This is a genomic window from Pseudonocardia halophobica, assembly GCF_050948485.1.
GTDB lineage: Bacteria > Actinomycetota > Actinomycetes > Mycobacteriales > Pseudonocardiaceae > Pseudonocardia > Pseudonocardia halophobica.
The window spans coordinates 6,995,436-7,020,362 of record NZ_CP192046.1 but is presented as its reverse complement, the minus strand read 5'-3'; the positions used below and the strand labels follow the sequence as shown (position 1 = coordinate 7,020,362).

The window sequence follows — 24,927 nt, the reverse complement described above, 5'->3', positions numbered from 1 at the left end:
GACTGGAAGTCATGCAGCTGGAGAACAAGTTCACGATCGCGGCGCCCATCGCGGACGCCTGGGCGGCCCTGAACAACCCGGAGACCGTCGCCCCCTGCTTCCCCGGCGCCACGCTGACGGAGTACACGGGCGACTCCTTCACCGGCACGGTGAAGGTGAAGCTGGGGCCGATCTCGCTCACGTACAAGGGCAAGGGCACCTACATCGAGCGGGACGACGCGAACCACAAGGTCGTCATCGACGCCACCGGGCGTGACTCGCGCGGCAACGGCACCGCCGCTGCCAAGGTCACCGGCAGCATGAAGGCCGACGGCCCGGACAAGACCGAGGTCACGATGGTCACCGACATGACCATCACCGGCCGCCCGGCCCAGTTCGGCCGCGGTGTGATCTCGGACGTCGCCGACAAGATCATCGGCCAGTTCTCGTCGTGCCTCGCCGACAAGCTGACCGAGAAGCACGAGGCCCAGGCCCCTGCCGCGGCCGAGCCGGTCACCCCGGCGACCACGGCTGCCCCGGCCACGCCGACCGCCGGTGGGGTCGCGGGGGAGCTGCCGAAGCCGACCGACACCCCGGCCGCCAGCAAGCCGGCCCCGATGAAGAGCAGTGTCGACGCCATCGACCTGCTCGACACCGCGGGCGCGCCGATCGTGAAGCGGCTCGTCCCGGTCGCGGGCGGTCTCGGTGTGCTGCTCGCGATCTTCCTGATCATCCGCGCCCTGCGGAAGAGCTGACCGCGTCCTGACGCGCCCGAGGGCCGGCGACCCAGAAGGGTCGCCGGCCTTCGGCGTTCGCGGGGGTGAACGGTGAGCGGCTCTCGTCAGTCGGGCGCTCCTCGCGCAGCCCGCGGCCTCAGTGATCACTGTCTCCGTGCGTTGACGGCGGTGCGGTCGACCGTGAGTGCAGGCAACCGGCGCTCACGGGGAAGCGAGCCCGGGAGGCTCGCTCGGTGATCGCCGCCTCCGTGCGCTCATGGCAGCGCGACCGACCTCCAGCGCACCGGGAAGGCGATCAAGGGGGGCACAGTGAGGGCGTGCCCGGTGATCGTTGTCTACGTGCGCTAACGGCAGTGCGACCGGCTTCCAGTGCACCGATGCGGCGATCAGGGACGAAGCGCTGGGAGGCGTCCCTCCGGTGATCATCGTGTGGTGCGCTTGCGGCGGCCCGGCCGACGTCGGTCTCACCGGCACCCTGGGGCGCGTCCATGATCGTTCTCTTAGTGCGCTGAAGGTGGTGCCGCGCACCGTCAGTGCACCGGAACGGTGATCAAGGGATGTCCGTGTGGAGCACGACGACCGAGTGCGAGGATCGGCGCATGCACGCCGGCGCGCACAACGCGATCACCGACATCCCCGGGATCCTGGTCGGGCACGCGGCCGTGACCGGGGAGGACGCGCTGAGCGGCACCACGGTGGTGCGCTGCCCTCGCGGCGGTGCGACGGCCGGTGTGGACGTCCGCGGGGCTGCGCCGGGCACGCGGGAGACGGACCTCCTCGCCCCCGGCAACTCCGTGCAACGCGTGCACGCCGTCGTGCTCTCGGGCGGGAGCGCGTACGGGCTGGCCGCGGCGCAGGGGGTGATGGACCGGCTGGAGGCGGCGGGCGAGGGCTTCCCGGTGCCCGGCGGCGTCGTCCCGATCGTGCCTGCCGCGGTGCTGTTCGACCTCGGCCGCGGCGGCCGCTTCACCGCGCGGCCGACTGCGGAGACCGGGGCCGCGGCCTACGACGCGGCGACCTCCGGCCCCGTCCTGCAGGGTGCGGTCGGCGCGGGCACCGGCGCCGCGGCCGGGGGTCTGAAGGGCGGGATCGGCTCCGCCAGCGTGGTCCTCGACGACGGCACCACGGTCGCCGCGCTCGTGGCGGTCAACGCGACGGGCTCGCCGGTGCACGGCCCCACCGGGCGGCTGCTCGGGGCCCGGCACGGGCTGCCCGGCGAGTTCCCCGACGCCGAGGTCGCGCCGGAGGCGGTCGACGAGCTGGCGGCCGTGTTCCGCCGGCGCCGCACGCTGACCCCGGCCACGGCGACCTCGCTCGCGGTGGTCGCCACCGACGCGACGCTGGACAAGGCGGGCTGCGGCCGGCTCGCGACGGTCGCGCACGACGGCTACGCCCGCTCCCTCGACCCCGTCCACACCGCGATGGACGGCGACGCGATCTTCGCCCTGGCCACCGGCGCCCGCGAGGCCCCGGGGCCCGAGGCGCTGTACGCCCTGCACGCCGCGGCCGCCGACGTCGTCGCCCGTGCCGTGGTGCACGCGGTCCTGGCCGCGCCCCCGGTCACCACACGGGGCGGCTCCTGGCCCTCCTACCGCAGTGTGACCGGCGTCGGGGAGCCCGTGCGCTGAGGGACGGTCGGCGCGCCGCACAGCCGGACGGGGCCGCTCCCCACGACTATGGTTAGCAACAACAATTACTTGCCCGGGAGCGGACGTGTGCCCGCGGGCGGGAAGGAGTGCGGTGGTGGCGCGACGCGGGCGGCGTGCGGACCGGTGGGAGCGCCTGGCGGCCTCGGACCCCGGACTGAACCGGCTCACCTCCGCGGCGCGCGGGGCCTTCGGCGTCGGGGCGGCCCTGGGGATCGAGTACCTCGTGGCCTCGGCCCTCGGCATCCCCGCCATGGTCCCGATAATGATCGGGACCGTCCTCACGATGATGGCGAACACGACGAGCGCCAGGGCCGTGCCGAGCCGAACACCACCCCTGCACCAGCTTGGTGACGGGCTCTGGGCGGCGTTGACCGGACCCGTGGCCGTGACCATCAGGACGACGGCGACGCCGATGCAGGCGCCGGCGAGCGCGCCGCTGACGAGATAGCGGGCGGGTGCTCAGCCGCCGGCGAAGGGCGGCAGCACGTCGACGACGGCGGCCTCGGGCAGCACCCGCTGCGGGTCGCGGACGGCGACCTCGTCGACGAGGTAGGAGCAGCGGGCGAGCACCCGGGCGAACTCGGGGCCGTGCCGCTCGGCGAGCGTGTCGCCGAGGGCCGCGACGGTGGTCCCGTCCGGCACCTCGACGGACTCGGTGTCCCGGCCGGCGGCCGCCTTCGCGGCCGCGAAGTACCGGACCGTCACGGTCCGCAGTGCGGTGGTGGTCACCGGACCCATTCTCCTCACCCGCCGATCGCGCTCATCGGGCGGTCGGGCTGCAGGAAGCCGGGGTCGTCGATGCCGTGCCCGGCGAGCTTGCCCCACATCGCGTACCGCCAGACGTCCGCGATCTCCGCGTCGCTCGCGCCGCCGCGCACCAGGACGCGCAGGTCGGTCTCGGTGCGGGCGAAGAGGCAGGAGCGGACCTGTCCGTCGGCGGTGAGCCGGGTGCGGTCGCAGGCGCCGCAGAAGGGCCGGGTCACCGAGGCGATCACGCCGACGCGGGACGGGCCGCCGTCGACCAGGTAGCGCTCGGCGGGGGCGCCGCCGCGCTCCTCGCCGTCGGGCGTGAGGGTGAAGCGGGTGGCCAGCTTCTCCATGATCTCGCCCGCGGTGATCATCTCCGCGCGCTGCCAGCCGTGCTGGGCGTCGAGCGGCATCTGCTCGATGAACCGCAGCTCGTAGCCGTGCTCGACGGCGAAGGCCAGCAGGTCGGTGGCCTCGTCGTCGTTCACGCCGCGCAGCAGCACGCTGTTGATCTTCACAGGGTCCAGGCCGGCCGCACGGGCGGCGGCGAGCCCCGCCAGCACGTCGGACAGCCGGTCGCGCCGGGTGATGCTGGCGAAGCGCTCGGGGCGCAGCGTGTCCATGGAGACGTTGAGCCGGTTGACGCCGGCCGCGGCCAGCGCCTCGGCCCGGCGGGCCAGCCCGATGCCGTTGGTGGTCAGCGAGATGTCCGGCCGCGGCTCGAGGGCGGCCGAGGCGGCGATGACCTCCTCGAGCCCCTTGCGCAGCAGCGGTTCGCCGCCGGTGAAACGGAGCTCGTGCACGCCGAGGTCGCGGACCGCGATCGTGACCAGACGGACCAGCTCCGCGTCCGTCAGTTGCTCCTCGCGTGGCATCCACTCGAGGCCCTCGGCGGGCATGCAGTAGGTGCAGCGGAGGTTGCACCGGTCCGTCAGGGAGATGCGCAGATCGGTGGCGACCCGGCCGAACCCGTCGATCAGGCGGCTGTCGTCGGGGCGGCCCGGGTCCCGCTTCGCGGTCCCCCGCAGTGCGGGGAGACCCAGCTCGGTTGCCGTCACGTGCACGAGGGTAGCCGCCCGGCATGATCTTCAACCAGGGCACAAAACGCCAGGTCAGAGGGCTCCGCAGATGCGGATCCGGACGCCGTCGCGGACCGCAGGAGCGGGCCGCGACGGCGCCCCCGGCCTGTCCGGAAGGCGAGGATCACCCCGCCCGCCGGACACTGGGTGCGGGGTCAGATCTCGGTCTTGAGGATGCAGATCGCGAGGTGCGCGTCGAGCACGGCCTCGCGGGCCTTCGCGTCGAGGCCCGGGTCGGCCTCGGCCGCCGCCTTCGCACTGTCCGCGGCCTGCTCGAGCTCGACGACGGCGTCGTGCGCCGCCGCCTCGCTCTCGGCCGCCAGCTTTCCCGCCTTCGCGGCCTTCGAGTCGAACTCCCGCACGACGGCGAGCAGCACGACGGACGCGCCCGTGTCCGCCTCGGAGGCGCGCAGCGCGGCGCCGGACTTCTCCCGGCACTCGGCGAGCCGGGTCTGGACGTCGTTGATCGTGAGCATGGGTGACTCCCGTGGTGGGTGCGTGCACGGTCAGGAGCCGGACCCGCGCCCGCCGGAGGCGGGCGGCTGCACGGGCGGGAGGGAGATGGCGGAACCGGGCCCGGACACCGTTCGGCTCCCGCGGGCGGGTGCTCTTCGCACAGGCATCGCCTCCGCTTCGCCGACGTGGCCGGGCGCGCTCCACCGTGGCCCCGTCCGGGGAACCGGACAAGGGCCGTTCGGGGGAGCAATCACCCGGCTGTGCGGCGCTAGTGCTGCGCCAGCTCCTGGCGCGCGACGGAGCGGATGTGCACCTCGTCGGGCCCGTCGGCGAAGCGCAGCGCGCGGGCCCAGGTGTAGAAGTAGGCCAGCGGGAAGTCGTCGCTCATCGCGCCGCCGCCGTGGACCTGCATGGCCCGGTCGATCACCGTGCACGCCATGCGCGGCACCACGACCTTGATCGCGGCGATCTCGCTGGCCGCGCCCTTGGCGCCGAACTTGTCGATCAGCCAGGCGGTCTTGAGGACCAGCAGCCGGGACTGCTCGATCTCCATGCGGGACAGGGCGATCTGCTCGCGGATCACGCCCTGGTCGGCCAGCGGCCGGCCGAACGCGACGCGGTCCTTGGCCCGCTTGACCATGAGATCGACCGAGCGCTCGGCCATGCCGATCAGCCGCATGCAGTGGTGGATGCGGCCGGGGCCGAGGCGGGCCTGGGAGATGGCGAACCCGCCGCCCTCCTCGCCGAGCAGGTTCGACGCCGGCACCCGCACGTCGGTCAGGCGCAGCTCGGAGTGCCCGTGCTGGTCCTGGTAGCCGAAGGTCGGCAGGTGCCGGGTGATCTCCAGGCCCGGGGTGTCGCGCGGGACCAGGATCATCGACTGCTGGCGGTGCTTGGCCGCGTCGGGGTCGGTCTTGCCCATGACGATGAAGATCTGGCAGCGCTCGTCGGCGGCGCCGGAGATCCACCACTTGCGGCCGTTGATGACGTACTCGTCGCCCTGCTTCTCGATGCGGGTCTCGACGTTGGTGGCGTCGGACGAGGCGACCTGCGGCTCGGTCATCGCGAAGGCCGAGCGGATCTCGCCCTCGAGCAGCGGGTTCAGCCACTGCTCCTGCTGCTCGGGCGTGCCGAACAGGTGCAGCGTCTCCATGTTCCCGGTGTCCGGGGCCTGGCAGTTGATCGCCTCCGGCGCGATGACCGGCGACCAGCCGGACACCTCGGCCACGGCGGCGTACTCCAGGTTCGACAGCCCGGAGATCGACGGGAGGAACAGGTTCCAGAGCCCGCGTTCACGGGCCTTGGCCTTCAGCTCCTCGACGACGGGCGGCAGGTCCCACTCCTGCGGGGTCCCGCGGCGCTCGGCGCGGAAGGCGTCGTACGCGGCCTCGGCGGGGAGGACCTCCTCGTCGAGGAACGCGCGCATGCGCTTGGTGTAGTCGGCAGCGGCGGCGCTGGGTTCGAAGTCCACGCGGGAATGACACCACAATGCAGCTGCATTAAACAATGAGCCCGACGTGATGTGCGTCCCCTGCCCGGTAGCGACCCGCGCAGACGCGGACATAGGATCCCTGCCGTGCCGCAATTCCGGATCGCCGAGGCCGCGCGCCTGCTCGGGGTCAGCGACGACACCGTGCGTCGCTGGGTCGACGCGGGCACGTTGCCCGCGCATTCGGACGCGTCGAACCGCAAGGTCATCGAGGGCGCCGTGCTCGCCGAGTTCGCCCGCGACCACGCCAGCGCGCCGTCCGACCCGTCGGGCGGCCGGCGCTCGGCCCGCAACCGCATGGTCGGGCTGGTCACCGCGGTCCTCGTCGACCAGGTGATGGCGCAGGTCGAGATGCAGTGCGGGCCGCACCGGGTCGTCTCGCTGATGAGCAGCGAGGCGGTCCGGGACCTCGGGCTCGAGCCCGGGTCGCTCGCGGTGGCCGTCGTCAAGTCCACGAACGTCGTGGTGGAGATCCCCGGAGGAAGTTCATGAAGCGTCTCGTGGCCGCCGGTGTCGCCGGCCTGGCCGTCGTGCTCGCCGCGGCGTGCAGCTCGCCGTCGCAGGCGGCGGGCAGTGGCGGTTCGGCGGCGGCGCCGGAGCCGCGCACGCTGACGGTGTTCGCGGCGGCGTCGCTGACCGAGTCGTTCACCGCGCTCGAGAAGCAGTTCGAGACCGACAACCCGGGCGTCGACGTCACGCTGAGCTACGGCGGCTCGTCCGACCTCGCCCAGCAGATCGTCAACGGCGCCCCGGCGGACGTCTTCGCCGCGGCCAGCGACTCCACGATGAAGACGGTGTCCGACGCCGGCCTCACCGCGGCCGCCCCGACCGTGTTCGCCACGAACGTCCTGCAGATCGCGACGGCGCCGGGCAACCCCAAGGGTGTCGCCGCGTTCGCCGACCTCGCGAAGCCGGACATCAAGACCGTCGTCTGCGCACCCCAGGTACCGTGCGGGGCGGCCACCAGGAAGGTGGAGCAGAGCACCGGCGTCGACCTGAAGCCGGTCAGCGAGGAGAACGACGTCAAGTCCGTGCTGAGCAAGGTGTCCACCGGCAACGCCGACGCCGGACTCGTCTACGTCACGGACGTCAACGCCGCGAAGGGGCAGGTCCAGGGCGTGAGCTTCCCGGAGTCCTCCGCCGCGAAGACCAACTACCCGATCGCCGTGGTGAAGGACGCCCCGCAGGCCGACCTCGCGCAGAAGTGGGTCCAGCTCGTCGAGGGCGAGAACGGGCGGAAGACGCTCGAGGCCCAGGGCTTCGGCGCGGCGTGAGTCCCCTCGTGAGCACATGACGGCTCCCCCCGCCACGCGGGCGCGGGCCCCGCGGAAGCCCGACCGGCACGAACAGTCGGTCGGGCTCCCGTGGTTCGTGTGGATCCCCGCGGGCCTCGCGTTCCTGCTGATCGCGCTGCCGGTCGTGGGCCTGCTGTGGAAGGCCGACTGGACGCGGATGCCCGAGCTGCTGCTCAGCGACGCCGCGCTCGACGCCCTCCGCCTCTCCCTCGAGACGGCCGCGATCTCCACGCTGCTGTGCATCCTGCTGGGCGGCCCACTCGCCGTGGTGCTCGCGCGCGGGCGACTGCCGGGGCTGCGGACGCTGCGCTCGGTCGTGCTGCTCCCGCTGGTGCTGCCCCCGGTCGTCGGGGGTCTGGCGCTGCTGTTCCTGCTCGGCCGCACGGGCCTCGTCGGCCGTGGGCTGGAGCTGGCCTTCGGGATCACGGTCCCGTTCACCACCGCCGCGGTGGTGCTCGCGCAGACGTTCGTGGCGCTGCCCTTCCTCGTCGTCTCGCTGGAGGGGGCGCTGCGCACCGCGGGCCGGCGGTACGAGGCGGTCGCGGCCACCCTCGGGGCCTCGCCGTCGCTGGCCTTCCGGCGGGTCACGATCCCGCTGGTCCTGCCCGGTCTGGCGTCCGGAGCGGTGCTGGCCTTCGCCCGGTGCATGGGGGAGTTCGGCGCCACCATCGCCTTCGCCGGCAGCCTGCAGGGCACCACCCGGACGCTGCCGCTGCTCGTCTACCTGGAGCGGGAGACGGACGTCGACGGGGCCGTCGCGCTGTCGCTGCTGCTGGTCGTCGTGGCCGTCGTCGTGATCGTCGTGGGGCGGCCGCGCGGGTCGGAGGGGCTCACATGAGTCTCGACGTCGACGTCCGGCTCGACCGGGAGTCCTTCACGCTGGACGTGGCCCTGTCCGCCGCGCCCGGCGAGGTGGTGGCCGTGCTCGGACCCAACGGCGCCGGCAAGTCGACCCTGCTCGGGATCCTGTCCGGGCTGCTGCGGCCCGACGCCGGGCACGTGCGGGTGGGGGACCAGACCGTCACGGACGTGGGGGCGGGCGTGTTCGTGCCGGCGCACCGCCGCGGCGTCGGGCTCCTCGCGCAGCAGGCGCTGCTCTTCCCGCACATGACCGCCGAGGCGAACGTCGCCTTCGGGCCGCGGGCCCAGGGCGTGCCGAAGCGGGAGGCCGAGGCGCGGGCGCGGGCCCTGCTCGCCGACGTCCTGCCCGACGTCCCGGGCCTTCCCGGGCGCAAGCCCGCCCACCTCTCCGGCGGCCAGCAGCAGCGGGTCGCGCTGGCCCGCGCGATCGCGCCGGAACCCGGCCTGCTGCTGCTCGACGAGCCGCTCGCCGCCCTCGACGTCGACGCCGCCCCCGCCATGCGCTCGCTGCTGCGCCGGGTGATCCGGGACGGGAAGCAGACCGCGGTGCTGGTCACGCACTCCGCGCTCGACGCGCTGGTGCTCGCCGACCGGGTGGTCGTGCTGGGGCGCGGGCGGGTCGTGGAGCAGGGGCCCACGCGCGAGGTGCTCGGGCGGCCCCGCAGCGCCTTCACCGCCCGCATCGCGGGCCTCGACCTGATCCCCGGGGTCCGGGAGGCGGGGATGCTGCGCACGGGCGACGGCACGGTGATCGCGGGCCGGGAGACGGGCGGGCCGGCCGGCACCGGGGAGCCGGCGGTCGCGGTGTTCCCGCCGTCGGCGGTCGCGGTCTTCGCCGAGGAGCCGCACGGCAGCCCCCGCAACGTCCTGCCGGTCCGGCTGGCCTCGATCGAGCCGCGCGGCGACGTCGTCCGGCTGCGGGCGGCGCCGCGGGAGGGTGGCCCGGAGTGGCTCGACGGCCTCGCCGCGGACGTCACTCCCGCCGCGGTCGCCGATCTCGCCGCCGAGCCCGGCAGCGCGCTCTGGTTCGCGGTCAAGGCCACCGAGGTGGAGATCCACCCGGCGGGCTAGCGGACGGCGCGATCGCCCGGTCCGGGCGATCACACCGCGGCAGGTCTCGCAACCCACGGTCACCTCTCGGGTCACAGGAGTCACCCGAGCCACTATCGTGTACCTATGTCGCAGGGCGATGGGGGCCTACCGTCGCTTTCCGTGACACGTCAGTTGCTGCGGATCGCCTGCGTCGCGATCGCCGTCGGGCTCCTCCCGGTGACCGGCTCCGCCGCGCTGGCGAGTCCGGCCGACGCCGCGGGGACCGCGCTCTCCGCCGACCTGTCCGTCGGCACGCCGGCATCGACGGGCCTGCCCGGCAACTACGTCGTCCTCGCACAGGACGCGCAGCGGGCGACCGACGCCGCCTCCGAGATCGGGGTCGCGCCGACCACCGTCTTCACCCGCGCGCTGACCGGCTTCGCCGCCCGGCTGACCGCCGAGCAGCTCGCCCACCTGAAGGGGCTGCCGGGGATCCTCGGCGTCGAGGAGGACCGGCGGTTCGACCCGCTGGGACCCCGCGCGGCGCGGCTGCCCGGGCTCACCGAGGCCACGCAGGAGGACCCGCCGAACTGGGGCCTCGACCGCATCGACCAGCGCGACCTGCCGCTCGACGGCCGCTACACCACGCGCGCCACCGGCCAGGGCGTCACGGTCTACGTGGTGGACACCGGCGTCGACGTCACGCACCCCGAGTTCGGCGGCCGGGCGGCCTGGGGCACCAACACGATCGACGGCAACGACACCGACTGCGACGGCCACGGCACGGTCGTCGGCGGGATCGCCGCCTCACGCGACCACGGCGTGGCCAAGGCCGCGCAGGTCCGCGCGGTCAAGGTGCTCGACTGCAACGGCTCCGGCACCCTCTCCTCGCTGCTCTCGGGCATCGACTGGGTGCTGCAGAACCACCGGGGCGGCCCCGCGGTGGCGGTGATGTCCTGGAGCTACGGGCCCTCGGACGCGCTGCTCTCCGCGGTCACGAACCTGATCGACGACGGCGTGTTCGTCGCCTCCTCGGCCGGCAACAGCGGCGCCAACGACTGCGGCGTCGCCCCGCGGGCGGCCTCCGGGGTGCTGGTGGTGGCCAACTCGACGATCGACGACCGCCGCAACAGCTCGTCGAGCACGGGGCCGTGCGTGAGCGTCTACGCGCCGGGGACCAGCATCGTCGCGACCACACCCGGCGGCCGGACCGCCTCCTACACCGGCACCTCGATGGCCGCGCCCTTCGCCGCCGGCGTCGCCGCGCTGTACAAGCAGACCTACGGCGACGCCCCCAGCGCCACGATCAAGAAGTGGATCGTCGACAACGCGGTCCCGGGGAAGATCGCCGGTGGCGACGAGGGCGGCACCCCCAACCGGCTCCTCAACACCGCCGGCCTCTGACCGCAGTATGGAACCACAACGACGAGACTCGCCCTCGACATCGTCGTGATGGTTCCGTGGTGCGATTCAGTACCGCGACATCACGTGCTTGACCCGGGTGTAGTCCTCCACGGAGTAGCCCGAGAGGTCCTTGCCGTAGCCGGACTGCTTGAACCCGCCGTGCGGCATCTCCGCGACCAGCGGGATGTGGCAGTTCAGCCACACGCAGCCGAAGTCCAGGCCCCGGCTCATCCGCTGCGCCCGCGAGTGGTCGGTGGTCCAGACGCTGGAGGACAGGCCGTAGTCCGTGTCGTTGGCCAGGTGCAGCGCCTCCGCCTCGTCGGTGAAGGTCTGCACCGTGATCACCGGCCCGAAGATCTCCTCGCGGACCAGCTCGTCGTCCTGCCGCAGGCCGTTGACCACGGTGGCCGGGAAGAAGAATCCGGGCCCGCCGGCCGGGGAGCCGCCGGCGAGCACGGACGCGTGATCGGGTACCCGCGAGAGCAGGCCCGAGACCTTCTCGAACTGTGCGGCGTTGTTGAGCGGCGGGATGAACAGATCCTCGGACTCGTCTTCGTCGGACGAGAACCGCACCCCGCGGGCGACCTCGGCGAGCGCCTCGGCCAGGTCGCCCGCGATCGACTCGTGGGCAAGCACCCGGGTGGCGGCGGTGCAGTCCTGGCCGGCGTTGAAGAACCCGGCGACGGCGATGTCCTCGGCAGAGGCGGCCACGTCCGAGTCGGCGAACACGACGACGGGGGCGTTGCCGCCCAGCTCCAGGTGCACCCTGGTGACGTTCGGGGCCGCCGCCGCGGCGACCGCCTTGCCCGCCCGCGTGGACCCGGTGATCGCGACCAGCGCGGGGGTGGGGTGCGCGGAGACCAGCGCACCGGTGCTGCGGTCGCCGCACACGACGTTGAGCACGCCCGGCGGCAGGAACTCGGCGAACAGCTCGGCCATCCGCGTCGTCGACGCCGGGGTCGTGTCCGAGGGCTTGAGCACCATGGTGTTCCCGCCCGCGAGCGCGGGCCCGATCTTCCAGGTGGCCATCATCATCGGGTAGTTCCACGGCGTGATCGCCCCGACCACGCCCAGCGGCTCGCGGCGGACCGACGACGTGTGCCCGGCCATGTACTCCGCCGACGCCCGGCCCTCGAGGGTGCGGGCCGCCCCGGCGAAGAACCGGAACTGGTCGACCATGACCGCGATCTCCTCGGAGTGTGTCAGGGCCTTCGGCTTGCCGGTGTCCCGGTGCTCCAGCTCGACGAGCTCGTCGGCGTGCGCCTCGACGGCGTCGGCGATCCTCAGCAGCGCCGCCTGCCGCTCCGAGGGCGTGGTGCCGGCCCAGTGCTCGTCGTACGCGCGCTTCGCGCTCGCGTAGGCGGCGTCGACGTCGGCCTCTCCGGACAGCGGCGCGGTCGCGTAGACCTCGCCGGTCGACGGGTCGACGATCTCGGTCGTGCGCCCGTCCGAGGCGGGGACCGGCTTGCCGTCGACGATGTTGTGGAAGGTCTGCATGGTGCGTGCTCCTCCGACGCGGCGCCCGTCAGGCGAAGGCGGGCATGATCTTCTCGGCGATCAGCCTGAGCTGCTCGTCGACCGTCGGGACCCCGGTGATCTCGCGGCCCATGAACGTCCGGACGAGGTGCGCGTCCGTGATCGCGCAGATCATGTGGTTGGCGCCGCCCTCCTGCATCTCGCGGATCTTGTCGATGCACTCCTCGGGGGTGCCGGCGACGGACAGCTTGTCCGCCAGGTCGTCCGGGGTCGCGTCGATGGACCCGGCCAGGTCGCCCGCCACGAACTTGTCCAGGATCGGCTTCATCTCCGACGGCGAGACGCCGTTGCGCTCCAGCAGGGAGTCCGGCATCGACGACGCGTACAGCCCGACCACCGACTTGGCGGCCTCCTTGGCCTTGGCCGAGTCCTCCCCGACGGTGACCACGCACCAGGCGCCGATGTCGAGGTCGTCGACGCATCTGCCGGCGCGCTCGGCGCCGATCTTCATGTTGTCGTACATGTACCGGTAGGCCTCGCGCGTGTAGCCCAGCGCCAGGTGACAGCCGTCCGAGATCTCGCCGGCGACCTGGAAGGACCTCGGTCCGGCCATCGCGCCCATCTTCACCGGCACCCGCTCGGCGACCGGCCGGGCGAAGGTGAACAGGCCCTTGTACGTGAAGAACTCGCCGTCGTGGGTGATCGCGCCCTCGTCGAGCAGGGTCCGGATGACCCCCACGCCCTCCTTCACCCGGGACAGCGGCTTCTGCGTGCTCCAGTCCATCCCGTACTGCGCGAGCAGGCCGAAGTTGCCGGACGACAGCACCACCTCGGCGCGGCCGCCGGTCAGCTCGTCGAGCGTGGCCGTGGCCTGCGCGATCAGCGACGGCTCGCGCAGCACGACCCCGGACACGCTCGGGCCCATCTTGATCCGGGACGTCTTGTCCGCCGCCGCCGCGAACAACAGCCAGAGGTCCTTGTGCCAGGTCTCGTCCGCGGCGTAGACGGCGTGGAAGCCGAGCTCGTCCGCCAGCTGGATGGACTTGAGCGATTCGGCGAGGGGGTAGTCGGGAAGCATGACGTAGCTGAACTTCATCGAGGGTCTCCCGGTGAGTGGTGGGGTTCAGGCTTCGTTCTCGATCTCGGCGATCAGGTCCGAGCCGGTGATCGTCTTCTGCGCGAAGTGCGCGTGCATCCAGTCGAGGTGGTCGTGGCGGGCGTGCATGATCCGCAACGTGTCCCAGTTCGGGAACGCCTGCTGCAGGACCCAGCGCTCCATCAGCCGCGGGTCCACCTCGAAGACGTGCTCGTGGGTGGTGACCGCGACCTCGGAGGCCCGCTGCGGGGCGGGCGGGGCGTGCTCGTCGGAGTAGCGGTAGCTCATGCCTCACCTCGCAGCTCGGCCAGCTGGGCGGCGAGGTCGCCGCCCCGGTAGGCGAGGTCCAGCAGGTACTTGCCCGGGTTCATGATGTTGTTCGGGTCGAGCATCCGTTTGACGCCGAGCATCACGTCGAACCCGCGCCCCAGCTCGCGCGGCACGAGGTCGACCTCGCCCTCCCGGCACGAGCCGTGGCAGGCGCTGATCGACCCGCCGTGCGCCAGGGCCGCCGCGGCGATGTCCCGCTTGGCCCCGACCCACATCGCCCACGCGTCGTCGTCCAGGCGCTGCTCCCAGATCCCGACGTCGATCTCGGTCAGGTAGTCCACCCCGGTGTCCGCGGAGGTGTAGGCGAACATGCCCCAGTCGTCGAACACGTCCGTCCTCCGGCGCAGGTCGGCGACGATCTCGTGCCAGGCCTTCGTGACGGCCGGGACGTTCGTGTAGTTGACCGCCGCGTCCTCGCAGTGCCAGGACATCGGCACGACCTGCCCGGACTTGGTGCGCCCGTGCAGCGGGGTGGCGTAGCGGTCGTGCCGGGCGGCCCAGTCGCCCTCGGAGATCTCGTCCCCGAGGTAGCGCGCACCGTGCTCCTTCGCGATGCGGAACAGCCGCTTCCCGCCGACCCGGACCTCGTCCTCCCAGCCGTAGAGGACCGCGCAGGTCAGGGCGCGGACGTCCGCGGGCTGGGGGATGTAGGCCTCGTCGTCCCGGCGGAGGTAGGCGACCTTCCACTCGTCGAACAGCACGGCGCCGGCGAAGGTCGCCACGCCCGCGCGGGCCAGCGCGCCGGTGAAGCGGTAGGCGGCGTCGTAGTCGTCGAACGCCCAGAACGGGGACAGCTCGGCCTCGGGCTTCGGGTAGAGCTTCAGCGTGGCCTTCGTGGCGATGCCGAGCGTGCCCTGGTGCCCCATGAACAGGTGCTTGAGCTGGTAGCCGGACGAGGACTTCGAGATCTTGCGCCCGATCCCGTCCCCGACGTGCAGGATCTCGCCCGTCGGCAGCACGAGGTCGAAGCTGAGCACGAGGTCGCGGGTGTGCCCGTAGCGCGCCCCGATCAGCGACCAGCCGGACGTCCCGATCCGGCCGCCGACCAGCGAGCACGGGTACGACGCCGGGTCGTCGGGATAGATCAACCCGTGCTTGCCGAGCACCTCGTTGAGCTTGAGCATGTTGATGCCCGTGCCGACGGTGACCGTGCGGTTCTCCAGGTCCAGCTCGTGGATCTGGTTCATCCGCTTGACGTCCACGACCATCCCGCCGCGCAGCGGCACCGCGCCGTCGGTGAGCCCGGTGCCGCCGTCCCGCGGGACGACCGGGCACTTCAGCTCGTTCGCGATCGCGACGACCGCCGCGACCTCCTCCGTGGACTCCGGAAGCACCGCGAGGTCCGGCACCCGCTCGCGCCAAAGGTGCACCGGGAACGGCGCGGGGACGCGGGCGCGGTTGTAGCGGTCCGTCTTGGCGGTGAGGATCTGGTCGGGCCGCAGCACTCCGGCGAGGCGCTCGACCACGCGGTCGATCAGATCGGCCGGTGGGCGCTCCAGGGTGGTCACTTCGCGCAACCCCCACATCGTCTGTCTCCCACGGCCCCTCGGCTGCCGCCGACCTCGATCCCCAGCGACGCCGCGACGATCTCGTGGATGTCGACCACGTCGACGTCCCGCTTGTCGCCCGCCTCGGAGAGCGGCCGCTCGGACCACGGGCAGGCGCTGACCAGGGTGTCCACGCCCAGCTCCGCGGCGTGCCCGAGACGCCTGTCGGAGATCGCGGCGGTGAGCTCGGGCTTCTCCACCGGCAGGCCCCCGCCCCCGCCGGAGCAGTAGGACCACTGGGTGACCCGGTCGACGTCGTGGAAGGTCAGGCCGGGGATGCTCCGGAGGACCTGGCGGGGCTCCTCCCAGATCCCCTTGCGCTTGTTGAGCCGGCAGGGGTCGTGGTAGGTGATCGTCCGGTTCACCGGGACGGTCGGGGTCAGCTTCCCCTGGGCGAGGAGGTCCGCGAGGACCTCGACCACCAGCACGACCTCGATGTCGAACTCCGGACCGAAGTACTTCGGGTAGTCCTCGGTGAAGCTGATGTAGTCGTGGGGATCGAGCACCAGGACCCGCTTCGTGCCGGTCGCGCGCCAGTTGTCGAGGTTGTGCCGGGCGAAGCGCCTGGCCTGGTCGACGTAGCCCATCTCGGCGGCGGGCCCGCCGCAGCACCACTGCTCGCCCATCAGCCCGAACTCGTAGCCGGCCAGCTGCAGGATCTGCGCGACGGCGCGGGGTACGGCGGTGCGGTAGAAGGCGGCCTCGCAGTCGACGAAGAGAATGGTCTCGCCGCCGATGGGGATGTCCAGCCCCTCGGCCCAGTTGCGGACGTTCTCCTGGCTGATCTCGGTCTCGCCGAGGACCGGCTCGTGCGTCTTGTCGTCCGTCCGTGCGTTCCACGTCCGCCAGTTCGGCTGGTGCACCCCGGACTCGACGGCGAGCGCCCGGACCGCCTTGACGACGTCCACGGTGCGGGTCCGGAACCGGTAGAAGTCGCCGGTGAACAGGGTGTTGGGGCAGCGCAGCTCGCACGCCCCGCACTGGGTGCAGTTGACGTAGTCCGCGGCGATGTCGGCGACCTCGAGCTCGCCCTTCTCCATCGCCACGACGTTGGCGTGGAAGGCGGTCGGGGTCCACGACTCGTTGCGGGTCACCTGCATGACCGGGCAGACCTCGCGGCAGAACTTGTGGCCGGAGGAGTAGCAGTTGTACGAGGCGTTGCGCCATTCGTCGACGAACTCGGCGGTGCGCCGGTCGGTCAGCTCCAGCGGGACCGGGCCGTGGACGGTCTCCGGATAGGTCTCGAGCTCGGGGTCGTTTCCCGGGTCGCCGGGGGTGAAGGGTCTCTGCAGTGCGTCGGGCCGCACGGTGCGCTCGGGTTCGGTCTGCGTCACGCGGTCCTCCGTGTGTGGTGGCGGTCACGTCGGGAGAAAAGCTATGAAATCACATCTCAAAGTTCTCGCCTAGGCTGTCCGGGCCGCGTGACACACTCGTGGCACCCGTGTTACCGCTGGATCTGATCTTGTGGAGGTGCGCGTGCGGCTCCCCGCGGGCGACGCGCGACGTGCTGTCTTCGCTCCCCTGGACGACGGGGCCATGCGCAGCGAGGCCGTCGTGCGCCGGCTGGGCAGCGCGATCGGGCTCGGGATCATCGTCGACGGCGAGCAGCTCCCGTCGGAGCTCCAGCTGGCCGCGTCGCTCAACGTCTCCACGGTCACCCTGCGGGACGCGCTGTCGGACCTGCGGGCGCGCGGGCTCGTCGCGACCCGGCGCGGCAGGGGTGGGGGCAGCTTCGTCGTGGCGTCCGAGGAGGCGCTCACCGAGCTGAGCCGCGGGCGGCTGCGCGAGCTGGGCAGCACGGACCTGCGCGAGCTGGGGGACGTGCGGGCCGCCGTCAGCGGGACCGCCGCCCGGCTGGCGGCGGAGCGGGCCGCGGACTCCGAGATCGAGCGGCTCCGGGAGACCCTGGGGCGGCTCGCGGCGGCGCCCGGCGGTACCGAGCAGCGCCGGATCGAGGGGCGCTGGTTCATCGACATCGCCGCGGCCGCGCAGTCCGTCCGGCTCACCCGGGAGGAGATCGAGCTGCAGTTCGAGCTCGGCCAGCTGCTCTGGGGCACGGAGCGGACGGAGGCCGAGCTCGCGGCCACGATCGCGGACCACCACCGGGTCGTCGACGCGATCGCGGCCCGCGACCCCGCGACGGCACGCCGGCTGGTCGAGGAGCACGTCGCCGCGGTCACGGCGCAGCTGGTGGACGCGCACGTGCGGCTCACCCGGCGCGGCCACCGGCGGGCCGACCACACCGACGCCTACCCCGAGGCGGCCGGTTCGTGAGCGCCCCCGCGGACCAGGCCGCACTCGTCATCGGATCGGTGGTCGAGCGGGTCTTCCGCTCGGTCGCCGAGGTGCACGACGGCCTGTTGGCGGGGTACCGCGCCGCCGGCGCCCGCGGCGCGCGGATGTGCGACCGGGACGTCACCGCGCTCCGGGGGCCCCTGCTGGCCCTGCTCGCCCGGGAGCGGGAGGTCGCCGTCGGGATGGGCGTGATCGTGGCGCCGGGGCTGCTCGCCGACCGGCCCCTGCGGATGGAGTGGTGGCAGGCCGACGAGGCGGCGGGGCGTCCGGCCGAGCCGGTGATGCTGGAGGTGGACCTCAACCCGGCCAGCGTGGGCTTCTACGACTACGCCTCCGCCGAGTGGTTCACGGTGCCGCGGCGCACCGGCCGGCGACACGTCGTCGGGCCCTACGTGGACGTGCACGGCACGGATCGCTACCTGCTCACCCTGACCCTGCCGGTGATCGCGGACGGGGAGTTCGTCGGGGTCGCGGGCGCGGACGTGCCGGTCGCGCGGTTCGAGACCCTCGTGCTGCGCGAGCTGGGGGACCTGGCCGCGGACGTGGTGGTGGTGAACCCGGAGGACCGGGTGGTCTTCTCCACCTCGGCGCGGTGGCTCGCGGGCTCGCGCGCCGATCTCTCCGGAGCGGCGGACGTCCACGCCCTTCCCGAGCCGCACTGGCGCGTCGCCGTCCCCCACTGACACGAGCGGCGCTCTCGCTCAGTAGGTGTGTGCGAGAGCGCCGTTCACCGGGGTCAGTCGAAGGGGCCGTTGAGCAGGCCGCCGGCGGGGCCGTCGAGGTAGTTGAAGCTGGGGTCGGGGAACTCGGTCTCGAGGCCGTCGGCGCCGGTGGGGCCGTTGCCGTTCGCGGCGTCGAGGAACGAGGTGGTGGCGGTCTGGGCGGTGGCCTGGGTGGCGCTGGCGCCCTGGGCGAGGTCCCCGGTGGGGGCCTCGGCCGCGAGGGCGGTGCCGGCGGTGCCGGCGGTGCCGATGGGCAGCAGGGCGCCGCCGAGGGCGAGGGTGCAGAGGATGCGTTTCTTCATTCCGGCCTCACATGTTGTCCGCGCCGGCCTTGATGGCCTCGCGGATGCGGTTGTAGGTGCCGCAGCGGCAGATGTTGCGGATCTCCTCGATGGCCTCGTCGTCGACGTCGCGGCCCTCGCGCTGGCATTGGCGGACCTTGGCGACGGCGGCCATGATCTGGCCGGGCTGGCAGTAGCCGCACTGCGGGACGTCGGCCTCGAGCCAGGCCTGCTGCATCGGGTGCAGCTCGTCGCCGTTGGCGAGGCCTTCGATGGTGGTGATCTCGTCGGAGTCCTTGATGTCGGCGACCTGCACGGAGCAGGGGTTGAAGGCCTTGCCGTTGATGTGGCAGGTGCAGGCCTTGCAGACGTTGATCCCGCAGCCGTACTTGGGGCCGGTGATGCCGAGCATGTCGCGGATCACCCAGAGCAGGCGGACGTCGTCCTCGACGTCCACGGTGACCTTCTCGCCGTTGAGCGTGAACGTGTGCGTGGGCATGAGGGTCTCCTCAGTAGGTGTAGCGGAGGCCGTCGGTCGGCGACTCGGGGATCGGGGGCACGAGCGGCTTGGGCTCGAAGGGGAACGGGTCCTTGTGGTTGATCGGGAAGTACTCGGGCACCTTCCCGGTCGCCCGGGCGTAGGCCGTCGCGATCGCGCCGCACGTAGCCGCCAGGCCGAACTCCCCGGCCCCACCCGGCTCGTCGGCGTCGGAGTCGACGATGATGATGTTGATCTCGGGCGGGGTGTTCCACTGCCGGGTGTAGAAGTAGTTGTCCCAGCTGGCCTCGACGAAGTGCCCGTCGGTCAGGTGCAGGCTGGAGGTCAGGATCAGGGCGATGGCGTCGTTGATCCCGCCCATGATCTGCGCCTCGAGGCCGCGGGGGTTGATCACGAGGCCGATGTCGACGGCGAAGGTCACCCGGGTGACGCGGGGGCCGGTCACGGCCTCGCGGATCTTCCGGTTCACGGTCGCGGGCCGGGTGTCGATCTCGACGAGGGCCGCGGAGACGCCCTTGTACTCGGTGTGGAAGCCCATGCCCTGGGCGGTGCCGGCCTTCATCGACCGGCCCCAGCGGCCTTCCTCGGCCACGGCGTCGAGCACGCCGCGCATCCGGTCGTTCTTGAGGAAGGCCCGGCGGAACTCGTACGGGTCCTTACCCATCCTCGCCGCGATCCGGTCGACCATCAGCTCGCGGGCCGTGGCGACGTTGGGCGAGTAGATGTTGCGCATCGAGGTCGTGTTGAAGCGCATGTCGACCTCGTTGAGCAGCCGGGTCGACACCCCGAAGTCGTAGGGCGTGACCTGGGTGAGCTCGAAGATGCTCTCCGAGAGCGTCAGGTTTCCCAGCGGGGCCTTCACCGCCGCGGCCGTGACCGCCTCGCCGAGACCCGGGTTGACCTGCGTGGCCACGCTGGTGTGCCGCTGCTCGTAGGACAGCACGGTGTCGCCGCTGATCTGTGCGCGGATCCGGCTGGTGGACAGCGGGTGCACGCGGCCCTGGCGCGAGTCGTCGGCACGGGTCCACATCAGCTTCACCGGCTTGCCGAAGGCCTTCGAGCACTCCGCCGCCTCGACTGCGGCGTCGTAGAACAGCTTGCGGCCGAAGGAGCCGCCGCCCTCGGTCACGTGCACGGTCACCGCACTCTGCGGCAGCCCGACGGCCTTGGCGACGTCCGCCTGCGCCGCGATCGGGTTCTTCATCGCGCCCCAGATCTCGGCGCGGTCGTCCCGGACGTCGGCGATCGCCGAGTTGGTCTCCAGCGAGCTGCTGGAGGCGAAGTAGAAGGTGAACGCGCAGTCGATCGTCTCGCCGACGCCGGCCGGGACGGCCAGGGGCAGCTCGGCCGCGCGGACCGTGGCGAGGACCGACTCGTCGTCCTCGCCGTGGACGGTGCCGTCGTTCCACTGCACGCGCAGGGCCCGGACGCCGTCGATGGCCTGCCCGAAGGTCTTCGCCCGCACCGCGACACCGGTGCTCACGACCTCGACGTCCGTGATCCCCGGCATGTTCCGGACCTCGTCGATGTTCTCGACGTCGTCCGGCGTGCCGTTGAGGTCGGGCGCGCGGCAGATGACGGTGGGCAGCGCGTCGGGGATCTGCAGGTCGGTGGCGAAGCACTTGCGGCCGGTGACGATGTCGCGCGCGTCGGTCTTGTTCCGGGGCTTCCCGATGATCGTGAAGTCCTCGCGCGGCTTCAGCGCGACCTCGACCTGCCGGTCGACCGCGCTCGCGGCCCTCTCGGTCAGCGCGGAGAAGGGCACCGAGCCGCCGGTCGCATCGGTGATCAGCCCACCGCGGCTGGTCAACGTGCGCACGTCCTGCTGCAGGAGCTGCGATGCGGCGTCGAGCAGCCGCATCTGGGCCAGCGCCGCCGCCACGCGGATCGGCGTGTAGGTCGTGAAGGTGGTGCTCGAGCCACCGGTGAGCTGGTTGAACAGCAGCTCCGGGCGGGCGTCGGCCAGCGTGACCTTCACCTGGTCGACCTCGAGACCCATCTCCTCGGCGATGATCATCTGCGTCGAGGTGATGATGCCCTGGCCGTTGTCCGAGCGGGGCAGCGCGAACGACACGGTGCCGTCGCGGTTCACCTCGATCCGGATCAGGTTCGCGGTAGGGCGCATGGAGTCGCGCAGGGCGTCGAGCAGGTCGTAGACCTCGGGGGTCTGCGGGCCCGACGGCGTCGCCGCGGCCCAGGCGGTCGACGGGCCGTCGAACACCTGCTGGCGGGTGAACTCGGCCGCGACCACGAGCGTGGGCGCGGCGATCAGGTAGCCGAGGAACTTGCGGCGACCGACCGGCGCGCGACGGCCGGTGCCGAGTTCCTTCGGTGTTCTCGTGGGTGGGGGAGCGAAACGGTGATTGGCCATCCGGGGGTCCTCTTCCTCGGGGACGGAGCAGGACGACGTGGGGAGCGTGCGTCCGTACTTGCGGCGCCAACGACCCCCGGATGCGACAGTGACGTCGCGCGACGTCAGCCATCTGTCGGTGATCGGGTCAGATCCTCCCGGTCTCGATGCAGGTCAGCGCATCGACAGGCAGGGCAGCCTTACCCGAAGGAGCGGCGTCTCGACCGTCAACGTCCCGAATCTGCGGGATTGTTGCGCGCAGCCGATTTCACCCGGTCGGGTGGCACGTGTCGCGGTCAGCGGGACAGGCGGGCGGCCTCGCGGTCCGCGCCCTCGGTGAGCGCGCCGCCGCGGGAGCCCGCGAGCTTGGCCCGGAGGTGCTCGCCCACCGTCACCGGCCCGTACAGCGCGGGGTGCTCGGCGTCGACGCACGTGGGCAGCGGTGCGATCACGGCGTCGACGTCGCCGTCGTGGAAGAAGGCGGCGGAGCGGCGCGGGACCAGGACCCCGTCGACGCGCGGGGCGGCCACGCGGTGCAGGGTCGAGATCCAGCGGTCGTTGGTCCAGCGGGCGAGCGCGTCACCGAGGTTGACCAGCAGGGCGCCGGGCGCCGGTTGGACGGGGTGCCAGCGGCCCTGGCCGTCGAGGATCTCCAGGCCGGGCACCGCGTCGGCCCACAGCACGGTGACGATGCCGTAGTCCGTGTGCGCGCCCATGCCGACCTGCTCGGGCTCGAGCTCGGCGTCGGTCGACGGCAGCCGGTAGTTGATCATCCGTAGGACGTCCACCGAGTGGCCGGTGAAGCGGGCCAGGTGGTCCTCGCCGAGCCCGAGGGCGCGGCCGAACACGCGCGTCATCGTCCGGGCGACCTGGCCCGCGGCGGCGAACCAGGCCTCGACGGCAGGGCGGAAGCCGGGGGTGGCCGGCCAGACGTTGGTCCCGTAGTCCGCCTCGGACAGGTCCAGGCCGGGGAAGTCGCTCGCCTGGGTGCCGACGTTGAACGCCTCGAAGAGGTCGGCGGCGGAGACGAGGCCGAGGCTGTTGGCCAGCGACTCGGACTTCGGCGGGGTGTAGCCGCGGTTCACGCCGGGCGGGCAGCGGTAGGCGGACTTGGCCGCGAGGTCCTCGGCGAAGAACGCGTCCATGGCGGCGGTGAAGGCGTCCAGCGTCCCCTGCGGGATCCCGTGCCCGACGACCTGCATGAACCCGACCGTGCGGGCGGCGTGGTCCGCGGCGCGGGCCGCCGCCTCACGGTCTTCCTCGGTGCCCTCCGCGCGGAACGGGGTGATGTCGATCATCGGGACGTCGAGGACGCCGTCGCGGGTCTCTGCGACTGCCATGATGCTGCTCCTCGGGAGAAGTGATTGCTCTCGACTATCATTCGGAGCGGTTCGACTGTCAGGAACTGTCAGTGTGGTCAGGAGGAGCGGGTGGAGGACGAGGCGGCGCTCAACGCCAGGGTCGGGGCCACGATCCGGGCGCTGCGGGAGAAGGCCGGGCTGTCCATGCGCGAGCTGGCGCGGCGGGCCGGGGTGAGCCAGCCGTTCCTCTCGCAGATCGAGCGGGGCGTCAGCGCGCCGTCGATGATCACGACGTACCGGCTTGCCGAGGCGCTCGGGGAGTTGCCGGGCGCGCTGCTGCCCGCCCCGGACGGCACGGGGATGACCGTGGTGCGGGCCGGCGAGGGGCGCGAGATCCCGGTCGCCAACCGGCCGGACGCGGCGCATGGGCGGGCGCTGGTGATGCAGCCGGGGAACCCGCTCGAGGTGATCGAGTACGTCGTCGCGCCGGGGGAGTACCTCGAGGAGTGGTTCGCGCTGCCCGGCGACATGGCCGTCTACGTGGTCGACGGACGGCTCGAGGTGGAGGTCGAGGCCGCGGGGACGGTGGTGCTGGGGCCGCGGGAGCTCGTCGCCCACCCCGCCTCGGCGCGCCACCGCTGGCGGGTGCACGGCGACGCCCCCGTCCACGCGCTGCTCACCATCGCCCACCCACCAGAGGGTCCCACTCTCCGCCCACCCCGCTCCTGACCCGATCAGCCGGTGTGCGGCGTCCGACCGGCGGGGCTGCAGAGCGCGACTCGCGGTGCCGGAGCTCCCGACTCGCGGTGCCGGAGCTCCCGACTCGCGGTGCCGGAGCTCCCGACTCGCGGTGCCGGAGCTCCCGACTCGCGGAGAGGGGCGCGAGTCGAGGCGTGGCCGCGCGCGAGTCGGGACGTCCGGGGTCAGGCGGGTTCGATGACCTCGAAGCCGGTGTAGGGGACGAGGGCGGGCGGGATGCGAACGCTGCCGTCGGGCTGCTGCCCCTGCTCCAGGACGGCGACGAGGGTGCGGCCGATCGGGAGGCCCGAGCCGTTGAGCGTGGCGGCGAAGCCGCGGGCGCCGTCCTTCGCCTTGGTCCGGATCGCGGCGCGGCGGGCCTGGAAGGTGCCGAAGTCCGAGACCGAGCTGATCTCGCGGTACCGGCCCTGGCTGGGCAGCCACACCTCGATGTCGTAGGTGTACTCGGCGGAGAAGCCGATGTCGCCGGCCGCGAGCCGCACGACCCGGTAGGCCAGCCCGAGCGCCTGGACGACGGCCTCGGCGTGCCCGAGCAGGACCTCCAGCTCCGCGCGCGACCGGGCCGGGTCGACGAAGCGGACCAGCTCGACCTTCGAGAACTCGTGCACGCGGATCAGCCCGCGGGTGTCCTTGCCGTACGACCCGGCCTCCGAGCGGAAGCACGGCGTCTGTGCGGTGTAGGCCAGCGGGAGCTCCTCGGCGGCGAGGGTCTCGCGGGCGTGCAGGTTGGTCAGCGGCACCTCGGCCGTCGGGATGAGGAACAGCTCGCGGTCGGCGACCTCGGTGCGGAACAGGTCCTGCTCGAACTTGGGCAGCTGGCCCGTGCCGGTCATCGTCGGGCGCGTGACCAGCGCCGGCACCGACCACTCGGTGTACCCGTGGCGCTCGGTGTGCAGGTCGAGGAAGAAGCGGGCGAGCGCACGCTCCAGCGCGGCGCCGCGGCCCTTGAGCACGGCGAACCGCGGGCCCGACAGCTTGGTCGCGCGCGCCAGGTCCAGGATCCCGAGCTTCTCGCCGAGGTCGACGTGGTCGAGGGGGTTCTCGACGGCCGGGATCTCGCCCCAGGTCCGGACCTCCTCGGCGTCCTTGTCGCTGGCGCCGTCGGGCAGCTCGTCGGCGGGCAGGTTCGGGATCTCGAGGAGGTACTCGGTGAGCTGGGCCTCGAGCTCGCGGTGCTCCTCCTCCGCGAGGGTGATCGCGGCCTTCGTCTGCCGCGCCTTCTCGACGAGGGCGGGCCGCTCCTCCGGGGACGCGCCCTTGACCGCCTTCTGCAGCCGGTTCGCCTCGGCCCGGGACTCGTCGCCCTTCTGGATGGCCGCGTTGCGGCCGCCCAGGAGCTTCTCGAGGCGCTCGAGGTCGAGGGAGTAGCCGCGGCGCGCGAGCTTGCGCACCGCGTCGGTGGCGGGATCGAGCAGGACGCGGGGGTCGTGCATCGTCCGAGCGTATCGCCCGACCGCGGGGCGTTTTCCCGCTCCTCCCCCACAGGAGGGTGGCGCCCGGGGGCGGGTCGTCGGCAGGATGAGTCGCGATCACGTGACCGGGC

At 72.6% G+C, this 24,927-nt stretch carries 25 protein-coding genes and 1 pseudogene; 12 read left to right on the top strand and 14 right to left on the bottom strand.

Annotation, left to right across the window (positions count from 1 at the left end; genetic code table 11):
• The first annotated feature begins 11 nt into the window (after positions 1-11).
• From ACQP04_RS33535 to ACQP04_RS33525, 3 genes are all read left to right on the top strand, one after another.
• A complete protein-coding gene (locus ACQP04_RS33535) occupies positions 12-734 on the top strand; it encodes an SRPBCC family protein (protein ID WP_433504459.1) in 723 nt (240 codons plus the stop codon).
• 581 nt (positions 735-1,315) lie between these two features.
• Positions 1,316-2,344: a P1 family peptidase gene (locus ACQP04_RS33530; RefSeq protein ID WP_433504458.1), complete on the top strand. Its 1,029-nt coding sequence runs from the start codon at positions 1,316-1,318 to the stop codon at positions 2,342-2,344.
• Between the two features lie 115 nt (positions 2,345-2,459).
• Positions 2,460-2,813: a hypothetical protein gene (locus tag ACQP04_RS33525; protein WP_433504457.1), complete on the top strand. Its 354-nt coding sequence runs from the start codon at positions 2,460-2,462 to the stop codon at positions 2,811-2,813.
• Between the two features lie 11 nt (positions 2,814-2,824).
• On the opposite strand, the gene ACQP04_RS33520 is transcribed toward ACQP04_RS33525, so the two are convergent.
• The 4 genes from ACQP04_RS33520 to ACQP04_RS33505 all read right to left on the bottom strand — a co-directional run bounded on the left by ACQP04_RS33520 (position 2,825) and on the right by ACQP04_RS33505 (position 6,118).
• Positions 2,825-3,094: a MoaD/ThiS family protein gene (locus tag ACQP04_RS33520; RefSeq protein WP_433504456.1), complete on the bottom strand. Its 270-nt coding sequence runs from the start codon at positions 3,092-3,094 to the stop codon at positions 2,825-2,827.
• A 14-nt stretch (positions 3,095-3,108) separates the two neighbouring features.
• Positions 3,109-4,170: a GTP 3',8-cyclase MoaA gene (gene moaA, locus ACQP04_RS33515; protein ID WP_433504455.1), complete on the bottom strand. Its 1,062-nt coding sequence runs from the start codon at positions 4,168-4,170 to the stop codon at positions 3,109-3,111.
• A 176-nt stretch (positions 4,171-4,346) separates the two neighbouring features.
• Complete coding sequence (locus ACQP04_RS33510; RefSeq protein ID WP_433504454.1) at positions 4,347-4,667, bottom strand: hypothetical protein; 321 nt, start codon at positions 4,665-4,667, stop codon at positions 4,347-4,349.
• A 248-nt stretch (positions 4,668-4,915) separates the two neighbouring features.
• Positions 4,916-6,118, bottom strand: a complete 1,203-nt coding sequence (locus ACQP04_RS33505; protein ID WP_433504453.1) for an acyl-CoA dehydrogenase family protein — start codon at positions 6,116-6,118, stop codon at positions 4,916-4,918.
• A 105-nt stretch (positions 6,119-6,223) separates the two neighbouring features.
• On the opposite strand from ACQP04_RS33505, the gene ACQP04_RS33500 reads away from it, so the two are divergent.
• The 6 genes and pseudogenes from ACQP04_RS33500 (at position 6,224) to ACQP04_RS33475 (ending at position 10,728) form a co-directional block, all read left to right on the top strand.
• Positions 6,224-6,628, top strand: coding sequence for a TOBE domain-containing protein (locus ACQP04_RS33500; protein WP_433504452.1), 405 nt, complete (start codon positions 6,224-6,226; stop codon positions 6,626-6,628).
• Positions 6,625-7,410, top strand: coding sequence for a molybdate ABC transporter substrate-binding protein (modA, locus tag ACQP04_RS33495; protein ID WP_433504451.1), 786 nt, complete (start codon positions 6,625-6,627; stop codon positions 7,408-7,410). Before ACQP04_RS33500 ends, modA begins: the two co-directional genes overlap by 4 nt.
• 16 nt (positions 7,411-7,426) lie before the next feature.
• Positions 7,427-8,269 (top strand): ABC transporter permease, encoded by an 843-nt coding sequence (locus tag ACQP04_RS33490; protein WP_433504450.1) that lies wholly within the window; start codon positions 7,427-7,429, stop codon positions 8,267-8,269.
• Between the two features lie 50 nt (positions 8,270-8,319).
• A pseudogene (locus ACQP04_RS33485) lies at positions 8,320-8,751 on the top strand (ATP-binding cassette domain-containing protein); the annotation flags it as partial.
• A 39-nt stretch (positions 8,752-8,790) separates the two neighbouring features.
• Positions 8,791-9,363 carry a TOBE domain-containing protein gene (locus ACQP04_RS33480; protein ID WP_433508487.1) on the top strand — a complete coding sequence of 191 codons (573 nt, stop codon included), beginning with the start codon at positions 8,791-8,793 and terminating at the stop codon, positions 9,361-9,363.
• 141 nt (positions 9,364-9,504) lie between these two features.
• A complete protein-coding gene (locus ACQP04_RS33475; RefSeq protein WP_433504449.1) occupies positions 9,505-10,728 on the top strand; it encodes a S8 family serine peptidase in 1,224 nt (407 codons plus the stop codon).
• A gap of 66 nt (positions 10,729-10,794) precedes the next feature.
• On the opposite strand, the gene ACQP04_RS33470 is transcribed toward ACQP04_RS33475, so the two are convergent.
• The 5 genes from ACQP04_RS33470 to ACQP04_RS33450 are packed head-to-tail and all read right to left on the bottom strand — an operon-like array spanning position 10,795 to position 16,511.
• Entirely contained in the window at positions 10,795-12,225 is a 1,431-nt protein-coding gene (locus tag ACQP04_RS33470; protein WP_433504448.1) for an aminobutyraldehyde dehydrogenase, read from the bottom strand.
• Between the two features lie 28 nt (positions 12,226-12,253).
• A complete protein-coding gene (locus tag ACQP04_RS33465) occupies positions 12,254-13,300 on the bottom strand; it encodes an LLM class flavin-dependent oxidoreductase (protein ID WP_433504447.1) in 1,047 nt (348 codons plus the stop codon).
• A gap of 27 nt (positions 13,301-13,327) precedes the next feature.
• Positions 13,328-13,588, bottom strand: a complete 261-nt coding sequence (locus ACQP04_RS33460) for a hypothetical protein (RefSeq protein WP_433504446.1) — start codon at positions 13,586-13,588, stop codon at positions 13,328-13,330.
• Entirely contained in the window at positions 13,585-15,138 is a 1,554-nt protein-coding gene (locus tag ACQP04_RS33455; RefSeq protein WP_433504445.1) for an FAD-binding oxidoreductase, read from the bottom strand. The genes ACQP04_RS33460 and ACQP04_RS33455 overlap by 4 nt, the downstream gene beginning before the upstream one ends.
• Complete coding sequence (locus ACQP04_RS33450) at positions 15,135-16,511, bottom strand: (Fe-S)-binding protein (protein WP_433504444.1); 1,377 nt, start codon at positions 16,509-16,511, stop codon at positions 15,135-15,137. Before ACQP04_RS33450 ends, ACQP04_RS33455 begins: the two co-directional genes overlap by 4 nt.
• 202 nt (positions 16,512-16,713) lie before the next feature.
• On the opposite strand from ACQP04_RS33450, the gene ACQP04_RS33445 reads away from it, so the two are divergent.
• Entirely contained in the window at positions 16,714-17,451 is a 738-nt protein-coding gene (locus ACQP04_RS33445; RefSeq protein ID WP_433504443.1) for a FadR/GntR family transcriptional regulator, read from the top strand.
• Complete coding sequence (locus ACQP04_RS33440; protein WP_433504442.1) at positions 17,448-18,155, top strand: cache domain-containing protein; 708 nt, start codon at positions 17,448-17,450, stop codon at positions 18,153-18,155. The genes ACQP04_RS33445 and ACQP04_RS33440 overlap by 4 nt, the downstream gene beginning before the upstream one ends.
• Positions 18,156-18,208: 53 nt before the next feature.
• Here ACQP04_RS33440 and ACQP04_RS33435 read toward each other — a convergent pair whose 3' ends face one another.
• The 4 genes from ACQP04_RS33435 to ACQP04_RS33420 all read right to left on the bottom strand — a co-directional run bounded on the left by ACQP04_RS33435 (position 18,209) and on the right by ACQP04_RS33420 (position 22,664).
• Complete coding sequence (locus ACQP04_RS33435; protein ID WP_433504441.1) at positions 18,209-18,496, bottom strand: hypothetical protein; 288 nt, start codon at positions 18,494-18,496, stop codon at positions 18,209-18,211.
• Between the two features lie 7 nt (positions 18,497-18,503).
• Positions 18,504-18,974 (bottom strand): (2Fe-2S)-binding protein, encoded by a 471-nt coding sequence (locus ACQP04_RS33430; RefSeq protein ID WP_433504440.1) that lies wholly within the window; start codon positions 18,972-18,974, stop codon positions 18,504-18,506.
• A gap of 10 nt (positions 18,975-18,984) precedes the next feature.
• Positions 18,985-21,345 carry a molybdopterin cofactor-binding domain-containing protein gene (locus ACQP04_RS33425; protein ID WP_433504439.1) on the bottom strand — a complete coding sequence of 787 codons (2,361 nt, stop codon included), beginning with the start codon at positions 21,343-21,345 and terminating at the stop codon, positions 18,985-18,987.
• Between the two features lie 275 nt (positions 21,346-21,620).
• On the bottom strand, positions 21,621-22,664 hold the full coding sequence (locus ACQP04_RS33420; protein ID WP_433504438.1) for an isopenicillin N synthase family dioxygenase: 1,044 nt from the start codon (positions 22,662-22,664) through the stop codon (positions 21,621-21,623).
• Positions 22,665-22,754: 90 nt separating this feature from the next.
• Between ACQP04_RS33420 and ACQP04_RS33415 the strand changes: the two genes are divergently transcribed.
• Entirely contained in the window at positions 22,755-23,354 is a 600-nt protein-coding gene (locus tag ACQP04_RS33415) for a helix-turn-helix domain-containing protein (protein ID WP_433504437.1), read from the top strand.
• A 194-nt stretch (positions 23,355-23,548) separates the two neighbouring features.
• Here ACQP04_RS33415 and serS read toward each other — a convergent pair whose 3' ends face one another.
• Complete coding sequence (serS, locus tag ACQP04_RS33410; RefSeq protein WP_433504436.1) at positions 23,549-24,817, bottom strand: serine--tRNA ligase; 1,269 nt, start codon at positions 24,815-24,817, stop codon at positions 23,549-23,551.
• Positions 24,818-24,927: the final 110 nt, after the last annotated feature.

Excerpts from the sequence above, each read along its gene's own strand:
- ACQP04_RS33535 (WP_433504459.1), top strand. The coding sequence starts at position 12 with ATGCAGCTGGAGAACAAGTTCACGATCGCGGCGCCCATCGCGGACGCC.
- ACQP04_RS33530 (WP_433504458.1), top strand. The coding sequence starts at position 1,316 with ATGCACGCCGGCGCGCACAACGCGATCACCGACATCCCCGGGATCCTG.
- ACQP04_RS33510 (WP_433504454.1), bottom strand. The coding sequence starts at position 4,667 with ATGCTCACGATCAACGACGTCCAGACCCGGCTCGCCGAGTGCCGGGAG.
- modA (WP_433504451.1), top strand. The coding sequence starts at position 6,625 with ATGAAGCGTCTCGTGGCCGCCGGTGTCGCCGGCCTGGCCGTCGTGCTC.
- ACQP04_RS33490 (WP_433504450.1), top strand. The coding sequence starts at position 7,427 with ATGACGGCTCCCCCCGCCACGCGGGCGCGGGCCCCGCGGAAGCCCGAC.
- ACQP04_RS33480 (WP_433508487.1), top strand. The coding sequence starts at position 8,791 with ATGCGCTCGCTGCTGCGCCGGGTGATCCGGGACGGGAAGCAGACCGCG.
- ACQP04_RS33470 (WP_433504448.1), bottom strand. The coding sequence starts at position 12,225 with ATGCAGACCTTCCACAACATCGTCGACGGCAAGCCGGTCCCCGCCTCG.
- ACQP04_RS33465 (WP_433504447.1), bottom strand. The coding sequence starts at position 13,300 with ATGAAGTTCAGCTACGTCATGCTTCCCGACTACCCCCTCGCCGAATCG.
- ACQP04_RS33460 (WP_433504446.1), bottom strand. The coding sequence starts at position 13,588 with ATGAGCTACCGCTACTCCGACGAGCACGCCCCGCCCGCCCCGCAGCGG.
- ACQP04_RS33445 (WP_433504443.1), top strand. The coding sequence starts at position 16,714 with ATGCGCAGCGAGGCCGTCGTGCGCCGGCTGGGCAGCGCGATCGGGCTC.
- ACQP04_RS33435 (WP_433504441.1), bottom strand. The coding sequence starts at position 18,496 with ATGAAGAAACGCATCCTCTGCACCCTCGCCCTCGGCGGCGCCCTGCTG.
- ACQP04_RS33430 (WP_433504440.1), bottom strand. The coding sequence starts at position 18,974 with ATGCCCACGCACACGTTCACGCTCAACGGCGAGAAGGTCACCGTGGAC.
- ACQP04_RS33425 (WP_433504439.1), bottom strand. The coding sequence starts at position 21,345 with ATGGCCAATCACCGTTTCGCTCCCCCACCCACGAGAACACCGAAGGAA.
- ACQP04_RS33420 (WP_433504438.1), bottom strand. The coding sequence starts at position 22,664 with ATGGCAGTCGCAGAGACCCGCGACGGCGTCCTCGACGTCCCGATGATC.
- serS (WP_433504436.1), bottom strand. The coding sequence starts at position 24,817 with ATGCACGACCCCCGCGTCCTGCTCGATCCCGCCACCGACGCGGTGCGC.